The sequence below is a fragment of the Zunongwangia endophytica genome (genome assembly GCF_030409505.1).
In the GTDB taxonomy this organism is placed as follows: Bacteria; Bacteroidota; Bacteroidia; order Flavobacteriales; family Flavobacteriaceae; genus Zunongwangia; species Zunongwangia endophytica.
This window is the reverse complement of the sequence record NZ_JAUFPZ010000002.1, coordinates 1,230,403-1,246,441: the sequence shown is the minus strand read 5'-3', so window position 1 is coordinate 1,246,441 and position 16,039 is coordinate 1,230,403. Positions and strand designations below refer to the sequence as shown.

At 34.2% G+C, this 16,039-nt stretch carries 14 protein-coding genes and 1 pseudogene; 9 read left to right on the top strand and 6 right to left on the bottom strand.

All coding sequences use genetic code 11. The annotated features are described in order from the left end of the window. Together QWY91_RS05650 and QWY91_RS05645 are read left to right on the top strand one after the other, a co-directional pair. Entirely contained in the window at window positions 1-3,102 is a 3,102-nt protein-coding gene (locus tag QWY91_RS05650; RefSeq protein ID WP_290232463.1) for a SusC/RagA family TonB-linked outer membrane protein, read from the top strand. A gap of 3 nt (window positions 3,103-3,105) precedes the next feature. After that, on the top strand, window positions 3,106-4,557 hold the full coding sequence (locus QWY91_RS05645) for a SusD/RagB family nutrient-binding outer membrane lipoprotein (RefSeq protein ID WP_290232462.1): 1,452 nt from the start codon (window positions 3,106-3,108) through the stop codon (window positions 4,555-4,557). Between the two features lie 195 nt (window positions 4,558-4,752). Here QWY91_RS05645 and QWY91_RS05640 read toward each other — a convergent pair whose 3' ends face one another. After that, window positions 4,753-6,099, bottom strand: coding sequence for an alpha/beta fold hydrolase (locus QWY91_RS05640; protein ID WP_290232460.1), 1,347 nt, complete (start codon window positions 6,097-6,099; stop codon window positions 4,753-4,755). Window positions 6,100-6,760: 661 nt separating this feature from the next. On the opposite strand from QWY91_RS05640, the gene QWY91_RS05635 reads away from it, so the two are divergent. From QWY91_RS05635 to QWY91_RS05610, 6 genes and pseudogenes are all read left to right on the top strand, one after another. Further along, window positions 6,761-7,096, top strand: coding sequence for a single-stranded DNA-binding protein (locus QWY91_RS05635; RefSeq protein WP_290232458.1), 336 nt, complete (start codon window positions 6,761-6,763; stop codon window positions 7,094-7,096). 67 nt (window positions 7,097-7,163) lie between these two features. Then, complete coding sequence (locus QWY91_RS05630) at window positions 7,164-7,607, top strand: JAB domain-containing protein (RefSeq protein ID WP_290232456.1); 444 nt, start codon at window positions 7,164-7,166, stop codon at window positions 7,605-7,607. Window positions 7,608-7,982: 375 nt separating this feature from the next. Then, window positions 7,983-8,162, top strand: a complete 180-nt coding sequence (locus QWY91_RS05625) for a hypothetical protein (protein ID WP_290232454.1) — start codon at window positions 7,983-7,985, stop codon at window positions 8,160-8,162. A gap of 439 nt (window positions 8,163-8,601) precedes the next feature. Next, window positions 8,602-8,976, top strand: coding sequence for a BfmA/BtgA family mobilization protein (locus QWY91_RS05620; protein ID WP_290232452.1), 375 nt, complete (start codon window positions 8,602-8,604; stop codon window positions 8,974-8,976). Window positions 8,977-9,021: 45 nt separating this feature from the next. Next, window positions 9,022-10,046, top strand: a pseudogene (gene mobB, locus QWY91_RS05615) (MobB family relaxase). Between the two features lie 30 nt (window positions 10,047-10,076). Then, window positions 10,077-11,669 carry a type IV secretory system conjugative DNA transfer family protein gene (locus tag QWY91_RS05610; protein WP_386270436.1) on the top strand — a complete coding sequence of 531 codons (1,593 nt, stop codon included), beginning with the start codon at window positions 10,077-10,079 and terminating at the stop codon, window positions 11,667-11,669. A 210-nt stretch (window positions 11,670-11,879) separates the two neighbouring features. Here QWY91_RS05610 and QWY91_RS05605 read toward each other — a convergent pair whose 3' ends face one another. Beyond that, window positions 11,880-12,788 carry an AraC family transcriptional regulator gene (locus QWY91_RS05605; RefSeq protein ID WP_290232450.1) on the bottom strand — a complete coding sequence of 303 codons (909 nt, stop codon included), beginning with the start codon at window positions 12,786-12,788 and terminating at the stop codon, window positions 11,880-11,882. Between the two features lie 96 nt (window positions 12,789-12,884). Here QWY91_RS05605 and QWY91_RS05600 point away from each other — a divergent pair, with 96 nt between their 5' ends. Next, window positions 12,885-13,235 carry a DUF983 domain-containing protein gene (locus QWY91_RS05600; protein WP_290232448.1) on the top strand — a complete coding sequence of 117 codons (351 nt, stop codon included), beginning with the start codon at window positions 12,885-12,887 and terminating at the stop codon, window positions 13,233-13,235. A gap of 116 nt (window positions 13,236-13,351) precedes the next feature. Here QWY91_RS05600 and QWY91_RS05595 read toward each other — a convergent pair whose 3' ends face one another. The 4 genes from QWY91_RS05595 to QWY91_RS05580 form a co-directional block, all read right to left on the bottom strand. Continuing rightward, entirely contained in the window at window positions 13,352-13,660 is a 309-nt protein-coding gene (locus QWY91_RS05595) for an antibiotic biosynthesis monooxygenase family protein (protein WP_290232446.1), read from the bottom strand. Window positions 13,661-13,819: 159 nt separating this feature from the next. Beyond that, entirely contained in the window at window positions 13,820-14,257 is a 438-nt protein-coding gene (locus QWY91_RS05590; protein WP_290237061.1) for an integrase core domain-containing protein, read from the bottom strand. Between the two features lie 406 nt (window positions 14,258-14,663). Further along, entirely contained in the window at window positions 14,664-15,050 is a 387-nt protein-coding gene (locus QWY91_RS05585) for a transposase (protein WP_290232445.1), read from the bottom strand. A gap of 170 nt (window positions 15,051-15,220) precedes the next feature. After that, complete coding sequence (locus tag QWY91_RS05580) at window positions 15,221-16,033, bottom strand: helix-turn-helix domain-containing protein (RefSeq protein WP_290232443.1); 813 nt, start codon at window positions 16,031-16,033, stop codon at window positions 15,221-15,223. Between the last annotated feature and the right edge of the window lie 6 nt (window positions 16,034-16,039).

Sequence of the window (16,039 nt, the reverse complement as noted above, 5' to 3'; positions counted from 1 at the left end):
ATGACAAAAACGATTACTCTATTGTTGTTTTTAGTAACAACGACGCTATGTTTTTCTCAAAACCGTCGAGTAACTGGAGAAATAACCGATAAGGATGGAATCCCTTTAGGAGGGGTAAATGTCTTAATTCTCAATTCTTCTAAAGGAACGATCTCTGATTTTGATGGTAATTATGATATCGGAACGGTGTCCTCCCAAGATACTTTGGAATTTTCATTTATGGGTTTTCGAACTCAGCGGATAGCTGTTGGAAATCAAAAATTAATTAATGTTACTCTTGCTGAGGATGCATCGCAATTAAATGAAGTCGTAGTGACCGCCTTGGGAATAAAGAAAGAGAAAAAAGCGCTGGGATATGCTATTCAGGAAGTAGACGGTCAGAAATTGCAAAAGGCTAAAGAGCCTAATTTTGTAAGTTCCCTAACGGGTAGGGTAGCAGGACTTAATATCCAAAATTCTACAGATTTATTTCAGGATCCACAAATTAGTTTACGAGGTGCTAGTCCTTTATTAGTGATAGATGGTATTCCAGACCGGACTACTGATTTATGGAAAGTAAATTCAGATGATATCGAAAGTATTAGCGTCTTGAAAGGAGCCACGGCATCAGCATTATACGGTTCAGTCGGAAGAAATGGAGCTATTATGATTACAACAAAAAAAGGAAAGAAAGGCAAGCTGACGGTTACGGTTAACAATTCGACGATGTTTCAGCCATCTTTTATTAAAGTTCCTGATGTTCAAACTACCTATGGTAACGGAAATCAAGGTGTATATGCATATGTTAATGGAAGTGGTTCCGGAACAGAAGGAGGCGGCTGGATTTGGGGGCCTAAATTAGATCAGTTAGATCCTGATACTCCAAGTGGATATGTAGAAACTACACAATATAATAGTGAAATAGACCCCGAAACGGGAGAACTTATTCCATTACCATATCTCTCTAGAGGTTCTGATAATATTGATAATTTTTTCAATACAGGACTCATTCAATCTAATAATGTTAGTGTTGCTTGGGGAAGTGAAAAGGCAAGCTTAAGAACTTCAATTTCTAATGTATATCAAAAAGGAATTGTTCCGAATACTGACCTAAATAATACATCTTTTAATATTGGAGGTTCCTTAAATCCTTCTAAAAATCTATCTATTAATTCTTCCTTAACTTACAACAAACAGTACACTGATAATTTCCCTGAGGTTGGTTATGGACCGACTAACTATCTTTATAATTTAATATTATGGACAGGAGCAGATGTGGATATTCGCGATTTAAGAAATTACTGGAGAGAAGAGGAGGTGGGTTATCAACAACGTCATTTTAATATCTCATATTATAACAATCCCTATTTTCAAGCGTATGAATATGAAAGAGGATACAGCAAGGATAATATCTTTGGAAATATAAACCTAGAGTATAAAATTAGTCCGCATTTAAGTTTTAAAGGAAGGGGCGGAACAAATGTTTATAGCTTACATCGCACTTACAAGGAACCTAAAAGTTATATTGGATACGGTGATCGTTCAAGAGGGAATTTTACAGTTTCTGATGTTACTTATTTTGATATAACCACGGATTTTGGGTTAAAATATGAAAACCAGATTACGGATAAAATAGGTGTTTCAGGTGAACTTGCCTATGTGAATTATTTTCGCCAATCAACCAGTCATTCTACAGCTACAGATGGATTAAATATACCAGGTTTTTATAATCTTGATAATAATGCCGGAGTTACCTTTATAGCTAATAATCGCGAGGAGAAAGAAACGATACATAGCGTGTACGGTTTTGTGGATTTCGATTTTTATAAAACTTTCTATTTATCCTTATCAGGAAGAAATGATAAAGTGTCCACCTTACCGGAAGCTAATAACTCTTTCTTTTATCCATCGGTCTCAGCATCCATTGTCTTTACGGAACTTTTCAGTATGCCGGAATGGATAACTTTTGGTAAAGTGAGAGGTTCATGGTCACAGGTTTCTGAAGGTAAAATAGGAGATAATCCCTATAGCCATATTCAAGCTTACGAAAAAGGGGCGAGTTGGAATGGTACACCTTCAACTTATTTTGGAAATGAACTGTTGTCCTCTAGCCTGAAACCAGAGACTTCGGATACATGGGAAGTAGGTCTGAATGCAAGATTTCTGAAAAGCCGTTTTGGTGTGGATGTCGCGTATTATCAAACCCGTGATTACAATAATTTAATTTATAATTCTATTTCCCAAAGTAGCGGCTATAACAGTATTTTGTTAAATGGAGATGAATATAAGCGTAGAGGTATAGAGCTCGTTTTGGATGGTACACCTGTAAAGTCAGAAAATTTCAGATGGGATGCGCAAATTAACTTGAGTCAGTACAGAAAATACCAAGAAGAAATTTATGGTGATCGTGAACAAACCGATGGTTTCATAAAGGTTGGAGATCGAACAGATAGAATTTACGATGATGTGTATCAAACCAATGAGTTAGGTCAGGTGATTTTTGAAAATGGATATCCAGTTTCAGATCCGTATGCAAGATTCATTGGATATGACGAGCCAGATCTTACCTATGGTATTTCCAATACATTATCCTATAAAAATTTAGCACTTTCTTTTCTTTTTGATGGTCGTTTAGGAGGTTTAATGTATTCGAGTACCAATCAAAAAATGTGGTGGGGAGGAACTTCGCCAGGAACAGTTAATCAGTATCGAGACGATGCTAATAATGGGGAAAGTACGTTTATTGGCAAAGGAGTTAAAGTTACCGGAGGAAGCGTTGAATATGATGTTAACGGAAATATTCTAAATGACTCTAGGCAATATACTGCTAATGACATACCCGTAAACTATATTAATTTTATGCAGACGACCAGTAATGGTTACAATAAGAATTATCATTACTATAAAGAAGATTTTATAAAACTTCGAGAGGTGACATTGACATATAATTTTTCAGAAAACCTATTATCAACTTTACCTTTTAATAATCTAAGTCTATCTCTTATAGGTCGTAATCTTTGGCTTTCTTCTAACATACCTAATGTAGATCCGGATCCGGGAAGAGATAATTTACAAGCACCGGCAACGAGAAGTATAGGTATCAATCTAAACGCAAAATTTTAAATTATGAATCGCATCATATCAGTAATTTTCTTCGTTTTTCTTACTTTTTCCTTTACTAATTGTAGTAAGATTGAAGACTTACAAGAGGACCCTAACAGAGCAACTTCAGTAAGTCCAGAATTGCTATTGACCAATATAGAGGAAAGAGCATTTAATAACGTTAGTTTATCTGCCGCACTTGCAAGTCGTTATTTGTCGTATACAAATGGAGTGAATTCAAACCAATACTATAACTGGCAGCGATCTAGTTTTGATGGGTACGATGATTTAAAGCAAGTACAGAAGATGGTAGAAGCATCCGAAAACGCTGGCATAGAAGTTTATAAGATTTTAGGTGATTTTTTTAATTCCTATTTTATAATAAATATTACAAGAACTTTCGGCGATGTACCCTATTCAGAAGCTATTTTAGCGACGGAAAGCATTTATCAACCAGCGTATGATTCACAAAAAAGTATTTATTTGAAAGTACTCAATGATTTGAAATCAGCGTCTGATGCTTTAGCTTTAAATACAGAACAAATCACCGGCGATGTTGTATTTAACGGAGATAAACTAAAATGGCGAAAGCTTATCAACTCTTATTACTTACGAGTACTTATGAGTTTATCGAATAAAACAGAGGATAACGATTTAAATATTATTGAAAGATTCCAAGAAATAGTCAATAACCAATCGAAGTATCCTTTGATGGCCTCGAACCAGGATAATGCTGCTTTAAATTTTTATAATATCCAAGGGAATAGGTATCCTTATTTTAATGATAATGATCTCCAAACTGCATATTTTATGGAGAAAAATTTCGTAGAAAAATTACAGGAATTTCAAGATCCTAGATTATTTATATTTGCGGAACGTAAGCCAAATGCAGCAGATGCAACTATAGATGACTTCACAGCTTATGGAGGATTGAAGGGAAGCGAGGATCTAAATATAAATACTTCTATAGCAGTTTCAGGGGAAGCAAGTAGGATTGCGGAACGTTATTTTTTTGATCCTGTAAACGAGCCGAGTATTCTACTAAGTTACTGGGAACAGGAATTCATTCTTTCCGAAGCAGCAGTTCGCTCTTGGATTACTGGAGATGCAACTGAATATTATAGAAATGGTATATCAGCGTCTTTTGATTTTTTTGAAACTGAAATACCAGAGGACTATTTTGATAACGAGGCTATAGCGTTGAATACGGATGACCCAATTCAAAGGATCATGCAACAGAAATATATTTCCATGTTTATGAATACTGGATGGCAAATATTTTTCGAACAACGACGCACTGGGTTTCCTGATTTTAATACTGATGGTTCAGGTATTTTAAATAATGGGCAAATTCCTAAGCGATGGATGTACCCGGTGGAAGAAGCGACTAACAATGAAGAGAATTTAGAGGATGCTATACGTAGACAGTTTCCCCAAGGAGATAATGTCAATGGAAAAATGTGGTTGCTAAATTAGAACAGAAATAGAATAATTATAATTTATTTTATTCCTTTTTTTATTCAACTTGATTATCGATAAAATATAAAAAGAAAGACCATGAGACCATGGTTTTTCTTTTTTACAACTACTTTTTTTCTATTACACCAGCTGGTATCGTCGAAGAATTATGATCTTTTTAGCATTGATGTTTGGATGCTTTACATTATTTTTTTAATTCCTATTTGCTTGAAAAAAAATATTTACCGTGGTGTTGAAGATTTCTGGGATTTCTTCGGGGGCTTCATGTCCTGCACCTTTGAAAATTTTTAAATTAGCATGGGGTATTTTTTCTGCAATCAACTGGCTATGTTTTTCCTTTACAATATCGTGTTGGCCAGCCATTACTAAAGTTGGAGCCTGAATTTGTCTTAAAGATTCAGGGTCGATATTAGGTTCGTTGAGCAATAAGAGTTTTAATCTATAACTCATGTCATCTTTAGAGATGCCCTGTTTTTCCATTTCTGCTATTTGTGTTCTTAGAATCTTATTGATTTTTGCTGGAACAGAAGTCTTGTTGTTATAGATAACACTACCCATTATCGCCATGGTCTTTACTTGTTCTGGATGATTCATAGCCAAAATTAAAGCAATATTACCACCGTCACTCCAACCGATGATATTTACCTTTTCCAGTCCAAGCTCCTTAATGAACTTACTTACATCTTCTGCCATTAGTTCATAAGTTAAAGGCGTATCACTGGAAGTAGATTTACCCTGTCCTCGACTATCCAAACCAATCACACGATAGTTTTCTTTGAAATAGTCAAGTTGGTTTTGGAACCGGGACATGGAGCTATTATTTCCATGAAGTAATAATAGCGGCTCGCCTTTACCGTAAATCTCATAATAAAGCTTAATATCGTCGATATCTACAAACTTCCCGATATTTGCATTAGAACCAAAACCTGATGCCGATGATGCTGCAGAATAATCGAAATATAAAGATTGGGAACCACTAAACGATTTTTCTGAAGAAATAGAAACGATTCCTTCTTCAGGAATCTGACTTTGTTGCCAGATGCCAAGAGAGTCATTTTCAAAACCAGCATTTTTTAACGGAATAATAATTTCTTTTTTGCCATCTTTTACAAGCAATTCGAAGTCATCTGCGTAATAATTATTTGTTCCTGAAATGGTCATTCCTACGCCGAAATATTTTGCATGTTTATCTATTTTTCCAGTGAGTTCATAGGAACTCCAGGATCCATATTTATAAAATGTTCCTGCATCATCATTATATATAGGAGCATTTATCATTTTGGCTGCGCTACTAACTGAAAATGCCGATAATACTGCATAGGAGCCATTTTCAATTGTATTTTCGTAATAAATCTTTCCTTTTAAAATAAATTTCTTGCCTTGATATTCCTCAATTTCCACTGTTTGAAAAATATAAGAGAGTTGGCCATAAGAGGTTTTGCTCAGCATTAAAAGAAAAGTGAGCAGAAGAAAAATGATGAATTTGGAAGGTGTGTAAGAGTTTTTTGTGATTTGATTAGATGTAGTTCTTGTGGTCATTTTTGATGTGCATTAAATATTGTGATGTAAATAATAATCTTCAATTTCGAGTAGCTCCTTATCCTAGGAGCCCTTATACAAATTCTGAGGGCTTTCAATATAGATTAACTTACTTGTATCAGCATGCCCTATTGGTACAATAGGTATTCATTACTTTTCTATGATCAAATTTAGTGCCTTTATTAATTGAAGTAGTCAGCTTTCAGTTATCTAGTTCTTATTTTAATTCGTAGACCTTCTATCAGTAATCGGATGTTTATTGCTGCATTTCCCTGGCTTCCGGTTGTTTTTCAATTTCAGTGTTGTTATTTCCTTCCCGGCCGTGGCTGTTCTCTCCCTTTTTTACTATGCAAAATACCAGCATTTAGAAGTTAGTCCACATTGCATAAGCCAGTCATGCTTCCTTTTTATAAATGCTCCCTAATTCTAAATGCTGAAAATGTATCAGCATCAAAAAAAGGAACAGCTCACGGCACTATAGGAAGTAAATCAAAATAAAACACTTATGAAATCATCTCAAAACAACATACTCGAAAGCCAGGAAAAAAATCAAAAAAAGAAAACGCTTCGGATATAAAAAGTAAATCAGGCTTTAGAAATGGTTTCTTAAACAAAATGTGGAAGGAATGTAATCAATGTTTAATCTATAAAATTTTTAATTATGAGTACGCTAAAAAATAAAGTTCAATTAATCGGAAATGTGGGAAATACTCCCGAAATCAACACTCTTGACAATAGTAAAAAAGTAGCACGCCTTAGTCTGGCTACCAATGATTATTACCGCAATCAGAAGGGAGAATCAGTAAAGGATACGCAATGGCACAATCTTGTAGCCTGGAATAGAAAAGCGGAACTAATCGAAAATTATGTGCCTAAGGGAAAAGAAATTGCTATTGAGGGAAAACTAATTTCCAGATCCTATGAGGATAAAGAAGGAAATACCAAGTATATCACCGAAATACTGGTGCATGAGATTCAACTTCTAGGAAATAAATAAATTAAAAAAGGGGCGAATCCTAACCAGAAATAACGCCCCTTATTAGTAACTATAAAAATTTATAATTATGAAAGTTAACGAAATAAAACTATGCTACAAAGAACGGGTAAGCATTTCCAAATGTCCAAAAATTTCCTGTTCTAAAGATGCGGCTAATATCTATTATAAAAACTGGGATAAAAACGAAATTCAGTTGCAGGAATCTTTTAAAGTGATGCTACTGAATAATTCTAATATCGTAAAAGGAATTTGCCAGATTTCTAGCGGAGGGCTAACCGCAACTTTAGTAGATATGCGTATCTTATTTGCACTGATCTTAAAAAGTCTTTCTACTGCTATCATCGTTTGCCATAATCATCCCTCAGGAAAATTACAAGCGAGTGAAGCCGATAGGCGCCTAACCAATAAAATAAAAAAGGCTTGTGATTTTCTTGATATTAAATTATTGGATCACCTCATTGTAACCAGTGATGGGAGTTATATGAGCTTTGCCGATGAGGGATTAATATAATCATCTTAATTATTAGGGCTGCCTGTATTGATTTGAGTTAAATCAGCCTCTTGAAATACAGGCGGCATTTTACAAATATTGGCGCTAAAAAAATTGAATCCTCTCAACTTTCATTTACACCTGTTGTTTGCTTTAAAAGCGTATCGAACGCATTCAAAGCAATCTGGGACGTATTCAAATCTAAAAACTGTCTACCGGCACCGGTATTTGTAATCACTTATTGCGCCGTAAAGTTCGGATTTTAAAAATATTCCCATCAAAAGACTACGGCATAAAGCCGTTCGTACCTCACTTTTTATTCCGTTTCCTTTTGAGCCGAAATTTTTAAAATGTCGGTCAAAACGGCAAATAATTAATAACTTAAAACTTGATGTTATGAAAAGTACCGTTAAAAAATCATTGGAAATTCCAGCTAGAAAAAAAATGAATAAGGAAAAAACTGAAAAAACGCAAAATCCAGAAACTGAGAAAACATTTTCTTTCATTCTCAATCTCTGGATCATACGATATGAATATTATAGGGTAGATTCTTCCTCACCTTCTGAAAAGAAATAATTGAAACTTAAAAAGAGCCTCTCACTAATGAGGCTTTTTTTTTGCCGTTAAAATAGGAAAGGTCTTTCCCCTAAAACCTAAGTAATTTAATAATAATAAACATTACTATTTATCAATAAAACTTTTTCCTTTTAATAATTATCATTAAATTAAACCTCACATTACCAGAGTGATTAAGCTCTTGTAGTGGTGATTTGACTTTCCTTTAAATAGACAGCATTTCAGCACATACCGGGATGGATGTCTAAAATTTTTAACCCTGGTGTGATCGGAAATGGAATAGCAAGAGGATAACACGCTGCGCGATGTTATAGGCCTTTCTTATTTGCTGATCGCCCGTGGAATCATAGGTTTGAGTTTTATTTATTTTCTATAATTGGAGATTTTTCCATGAAAAAGTGACTCAGCCCTTTGTTTTCGGTAAATTTTTCACGAAAAAATGGATGAAGATTTTAAAAAGGATCGTTTTACGAATCTCAGTATTAAAACTCCTGTTGCCAAAAAATTCCGAAAGTATGCCAGGCATCTCGGATGCTCTCAATCTATGTGCCTTCTATTAATGTTGGAATTTTTTGAGACTAACAGACTTTCTCCCAAAGAACAAATGGGACCACATATGCAAACGCTGGAACGCCTGGTTAAAAAAAGAATTAGTGCGCTCATTGCCATTGTTCGTAATATCGAAAAACACCAAACGAAGCCTACCGCACTAATGCTGCAAACCCTTTTTGAGAATGACCAAATTCCGGAGGATTCTCCCTCGGATACGCCAAAGTTTGTGGAGCGAAAATTTCAAAAAAAGCAGCAGCCATAAATTCAGTTTCGGAAAAAAAGTATAACCCTTAACCCGTTGCTCTATATGTATGTAACTATAAGCCCACAGAAATCAGGTGGACATTTCGCAACTTCCAGTGCCGACTATGTGAATTACCTGGAGAAAGAAAACCAACAATTGCCTGATCAGGAAAAAGAACTATTCTTTGATGCCGAGTCCGATAGTATTTCTCCAGAAACTGTCACTGCAGAAATCGATCAGAATACCGCAAAGCTTAAAACAAGCGAAGCTCGATTTTATTCCATTACCATAAATCCCAGTGCACGGGAACTGGGAAAATTAACTTCAAAAGAGCAGTTGAAAGACTATACACGGGAGCTTATGAAAACGTATGCGCAATGCTTTAATCGCGAAATCGATGGTCGAGGGGTACAGGCTAATGATATTAAATATTATGCGAAACTGGAGACTCAGCGTCATTTCAAAGGTACCGACTGGCAGGTTAAAGAGAACCAACCTTTTGCGAATCAGATTATTCAACTCAAAAGTCAGCAGCAACGGATTAATCGCGGAGAAGAGCAGGGGAGTATCCAACAATTACAACAGCAAATATCTAAACTAGAAGAACAGGCACCACATAAGGTTAATGGCGTTCGTATTACTCAGGGAATGCTAAAACCCGGAGATCAATCGCATGTACATATCATCGTTTCGAGAAAGGATGCGTCTAACCGTTATAGCCTCTCCCGGGAAGTAAATACAAAGCTTCCGAGGTGATGATGAACGGTAAACTGGTTAAACGCGGATTCGATAGGGATCGCTTTTTTACCGCTGCTGAAAAGATTTTTGATCAAAAGTTTCAGTATCAACGAAATTTTGTGGAGTCGTATGCGTCTCGAAAATTATTTAACCAAAAACCGAAAGCTTATTTTCAGCAGCTCTCCAGATTATCTGCTCCTCAAAAGAAACTGGCGTTTCAATTGCTACGGCAATCCGGACTGAAAGTACCAGCCATTCCTGCCAATAAAGTTCAACTGGCCGTAAAGACCTTTAATCGCCTGCGCAAGGGATTAAAAGTGGCTATCAAGTCGTCTTCTATTGGCTATTAAACCATTTTTCAATAATTAAATACGATCGTCATGATTGAATTATTTCATCCCCTTATCATTCTGGCCAGCTGCCTTATCATTGGTGGCTCCTTTTATGGTTTCCTGAAATTCTATAGCGAAGGTTTTTGGATGAATCTTGGATTGCTTATTATAAGTATCGGAATACTCCTATATTATTTTAACCTGGATAGCCAGCGCATCAGAATTATATTGTTTTATGCCTGCCCTTTATTACTCATCAATATTGTTTTATATGTATTCTTTGGTTCAGGCGAGCTAGATACTCGCGCTCCTAAAAAATATAAGGTACGGTTTAAAACAACCACGGGCGACTTCTATATCGATAATGTTCGACGCGGAGTATCAATAACAGGTGCGGCAGGTTCTGGTAAAACAGAAAGTGTCGTTTATCCTTTTTTAGAACATTTCAGGAAATATAATTTTTCTGGTGTGATCCATGATTATAAGGACTTTGAGTTAACAGAAATGGCCTATCCACTCTATAAGGATAGTGATATCCCCTTCTATATTATATCCTTTGATACGATTGTACACCGGGTAAATCCTATAGCCCCGCGTTATCTGCCTAACGAAGAGAGTGTCAATGAAGTGTCCCGTGTTTTATTGGAAAATCTGCTGGAACTTAAAGAGTCAGGAAGTCATGGAACTAGTAAGTTTTTTAATGATGCTGTGGAGGGCCTGATTGCGGGATTGATATGGCGATTGAAAACTGATTATCCGCATTGCTGTACGCTTCCACATTTGATCAACTTATATCAAAAGTTGGATACCGATAGCTTGATTCATTTTCTATCGGCTAATCCGATCTCTAAAGCCATGGCTAGTGCCTTTATTCAAGGAAAAGATTCAGCGAAACAAACCGCAGGGGTGAAAAGTACCCTGGCTAATGCGTTTAAGAAAATTACTTCCGAGAAAATATTTTATGTGCTCTCCGGGGATCAGGTGCCTCTTGATGTGAATAATCCGGAACATCCGGCCGTAGTGTCTATCGTTAATAATCCGAAATATGACGCCTCGTTTTCTCCCGTGATCGCTACCATCATCCATACCATGGTTAAGCAAATGAGTGTGCGAAATCGCGAGTCGTCGTTTATCATGTTGGAAGAAGCGCCTACAATTCGTCTGCTCAATATGCACCGCATTCCCGCTACCCTTAGAAGTTATGATATTGCAACGATTTATGTCATGCAGGATAAGATTCAAAATGATATGATGTATGGTGATAAAGGTTCGAAATCAATTCTTAGTAACCTTTCTTACCAGTTCTTTGGGAAAGCCAATGATCCCGATACCGCAAAATACTATGAACGATTTTTTGAATTAGTACTCCAAAAAACAACCAGCGTGAGTAGGAGTGATGGGTTAGATTTTGATACCCGAATTACTAGAGGAGAGCGGGAGGTTGCAAAAATACGTGCCAGTAGTTTCTTTAAATTAAAACCTGGTCAATTCGTTATATATGCAGACGGGAATACGCAATTTATATGCTTTAAATCGCAAAAATTCGCACGAAGAACTTTTAAAAATATTGCAGGAGAAGAATTATTATATCATAGACAATATCAGTTAATCAGAGAAGATTTGGATGATATTTTTGATTAGATAAGTTAAATGTTAAAGCACTATTTCCTCATAATAATAAAATTTAATTTTCAAGTGTTTACATTCTCTTCAATGTTAAATGACATTGTGCATTATTCTATCTTAAAATTAACGATGAAAGAAAAATAAGTATAGCAGCCAGTTATATGAGTTGGTTCAAATATTGCAAAAGCGATCTATTCTCTAATTTCATTACTAAAAAATTAGCTTTTATTTCAGTTTTTTTTGAATAGTATTTATTTCATCCTCCTTATATCTTTTTCTAAAATTCATAGGTGTTGAACCTGTTTTTAATTTAAAAAATTTAGAAAAATAGGAATACTCGGAAAATTCTAAATTGTAAGAAATAGTTGATAGACTTTCACTAGAGTGAACAATTAATCTTTTAGCTTCTAGAACTATTCTTTCTGAGATCAATTCAGAAGTAGTTTTATTTGTAGTTTCTTTTATAACTCGATTAAGGTGTTTTGTAGTGATATTCAAACGATTTGCATAGAATTTTGGTAGTTTCTCATTTTTAAAATTTTCATTTATTAAAATAACAAGCTTCTCAAGGATATTTAAATAACTTGAAGGAAATAGTTTCGTAAGTTCAATATTATGAGTGTAATTTTTTGAAAATTCTATATAAATCAAATTTACTAAACTAACAATCTTTAATTTTTTAAAAGATTTTAATTCTAAATATTCAGTGTGTATTTCATCAAAAAGCTGGCTTAGAATTTCTATTTTTTTTGCAGATAACTTTAAAAATGGGGGATTCTGAAAGGAATAATAAAAAGGAAATTCGCTAAGCTTATGCTCTAAAAATTGTAGCTCATAAAATTCTTGGGAATGAAAAAAAATAAAGCCTTCTGGTTGGGTATCAAACTTCCAAAAATGTGTTTGACCAGGACTTAAAAAGAATGCATTACCAGGTTCTATTTTATAAGAATTAAAATCAATCTCGTGTATTCCTGTACCTTTTGTAAATAAAACACATAAATAAAAATTGTGTTTGTGAGGTCTTGAAATCAATTTTTTATTTAGATGTAAATGGTCTGAAAATGAATTTATATAAAAATCACTTAACGGTATTGTTTCTTTAAATTGATTGATATTTAATATTGGAGTTTTCATAGCCTATGTCCTAATATTACAAAAATAAGTGATAATAATATAAAGTCCCATATTGCTAAAACTAATAGTTTTGCTTTAATAAAAATTATTAGTGTTATGGGTAAATTCTTTAGTATTTTAAAATGTAAATGTCCGAATTGTAATAAGGGAGACATGTTCATTAATAAGGGAAATATATTTCTATTCAAAATGCCAGAAATGAACAAACGCTGTGAAAATTGTAATTTTAAATTTGAAAAAGAAACTGGTTTCTTTTTTGGTGCTATGTTTGTAAGTTACGCCCTGGGAGCGGCAGAAATGATTGCAAGTCTTGTTTTATTTTGGTACTTAGTAGATTTATCTCCGCTTATTGTATTTTCAATAATTGCAATAATTGCGGTTATATCAAGCACATTTAATTTTAGACTTTCAAGATCTATTTGGACGCATATATTTTACAAAAATTAATATATTTTTGAAGTATATTTTTAATATTAGCATAACGGAAGCTTGCCTAAAATATACCTTTTATTTTTTGAATTTTCGATGCAAATTATTTAGTAATTAATGTGGTTAAATATTACTCAATCAACTTTTGGTAAATATTCAAATTCATAAAAAGTTTCTCTTATCGGATTGAAAAACTCAATTTTCTTGGAAATATTAGATTTTGAAACAATATTCTGAGCAAAATTTTCAAACTTTTGTTTTGATTCCCAAGTGGCATAATTGATGACCAATGTTTTATCTTCATTCGTTAAAATTTTAGAAGATATAAATCCAGGACAAGAATTCACCTCCTTTTCAAAAAACTCTTTAATCAGGTAATATAATTCTTGAAATTTTTCGGTCTCTATGTTGAAACGCACCAGTACGTAATAGTTATCACTCATTTTATTTAATTTGTATTATCAAGTATTAAAGGTTTTTTTAGGGCAAATTAGTAAGATTTTTAATTCATTCAAATCTTAACTAAAAATTGTAAATTCTTTTGTCTTAAATTTAAAATGACATTTTATACTCCTAAAATATGGCTACAGATTAAAATTGATTTATGCTGTTAATTTATACACCATATTTGGTGTTTGATAGTCTAAAGATAAATGTAATCTTATTTCATTATACAAAGTAATTACATTTTTTGTAGCTCTTTTTCCATGTTGCAGGCTATCAAAGGTCTGATCGAGATAGAATTCGTCTTTTAATATGCCATTTAGACGTTCTGCCATCGCGTTTTCATAGCAATGGTTCTCCTGGGTCATACTGATTCCTATGTTATTTCTTTTAAGGATCTGTGTGTATACATTGCTGCAATACTGGATACCTCTGTAAGAATGGTGTATTGGCCTGGTAGTATCTTTAGCTTGATATAAGGCTTTGTTCAAAGCTCTCTGACAGCGTTTAAGTTCTAGGCTATTGCTTATGTCATAACCAACTATTTTACGACTGTGCATATCAGTAATTAGCGTCAGGTAACAAAAGCCCTTTATGGTCCTTATATATCACTTACCCAAACTTGGTTGGTTTTTGTTACTTTAAGGTCTTTGATATTGTTTTTGTATTTGTAGAACCTGTGCAATGAGTTGGTGGTTCTGGAACTGTATTTTTTTCTAAGAGTAAGCATATTATGTTTTCTAAGAATGTTGAATAAGGTATCCCTGCATATTTTTAAATCGGCATTTGTAAACTCTTTGCTCAGTGATCTGGCAAGTTTTCTAACCCCTTCTCTGGGAAGTGATCTGCGCCTTTTCTTGACAATGTCAACAACCTTATTTTCTAGTTCTAAACGTTTGTCCTCTCTACTTTTGTATTTGTAGTAGGCGTCACGTTTAAGACCAAAATAGGCTGTTATGGCTGAGAGGGATGCAGATCCTCTGGATTTCTGCTTGGCCTTTATTAAGGCTTGATACTTAGTTTTTTTTTAAGTTCAAGCACTGATTTATACCCCAGCTGTTCTGCTGCTACTTCAAGATAAGAATCTTCTATAAGGGCTTCCATATCCTTTTTCAAAAGAAGTTTCTTCAGCTGTTCAATTTCTTTTTGAAGCTGTTTGATACGTGTTATCTCATCTTTTGTTTTCACAGTCACTCTGGTGTTCATAAGGTCTTTACGGTTATATTTCCTAATCCACTCGTTGATGGTTGTTGGAGCAATACCGTAAGCTTTCCCTAGTTGATACTTGTTTAGTTTTCCTGCCGTAAGTTCGTCTAAAATTTTTAGTTTGAACGATTCGGAATACCGTCTGATTAGTCTATCATTTTTATACATAATGTTTGAAATCATATAGCCTTTATTCAGGACGAGTCATAATTACAGCTAACGGAATTATATATGATACGTTGCGTGTGTAAGCAACTAATTTAGGTAATAAAAACTAGATAGAAAATACGCAAGGATTTTCGTAAGGAGGCTAGAACTAGCAATGGATTATATATGTTGTTAGCTGTTCGCCTTTATTTTTTTTTCAGATCTGTAGGTGTTCCCCCAAATTGTTTTTTGAAAGCATAAGAAAAATGTGATAAACTTTCAAAGCCAACTTCTAAATATATTTCAGACGGACGTTTGTTCTTTTGCTTGATAAGGAAATATGCTTGTTCTAATCTTTGTTTCTTTAACCACTTTTCGGGTGTTGTTTCAAATATCGCTCTAAAATCCCTCTTAAATGTGGAAAGGCTTCGTCCAGAGAGCTTCGCAAAAGATGATATCGGAATATTATACTTATAATTGTGGTTCATATACGCCTCTAAATCTATCTTATGTGGTTCTTGAAAATCAAACAAAAAATTTCGAAAGTTATCACTTGTTTGAAGCAACAATTCAATTGCCTCCCAGATTTTTAGCTTCGCAATTTTTGCATTAAGTATTTTTGGATTATCTAGATAAGGCAGCAATGATTCAAAAAAACCTTTTAAAAATATATTCTCTGTTAGGTCGACCATTGGTTTACCTTTATAAGCACTTTGTTTTGAGATGTTATTTTCTATTGCATATTGATGTAAATTTTTTTGGTCAAGAAATATGCTGATTAATGCAATGGGTTCCCCATTTGGGCCAAGGTTTTTCTGTTTTTTGAATAACTGATTTCTACGCATCAAACAAATTGCACCTTCTTTCATTACAAATGTTCCCTCGTTTGTAAAATAATGTGATTCCCCCGATAGCATTATTCCTAAAGCGTGTTCTGGAAAATAATGTTCGGTACTTTTTATTTTTTGATTACTTCGAGAATAAACGATGTTATGATGAAGACTGACAGTGTTTTCCATAGTTTG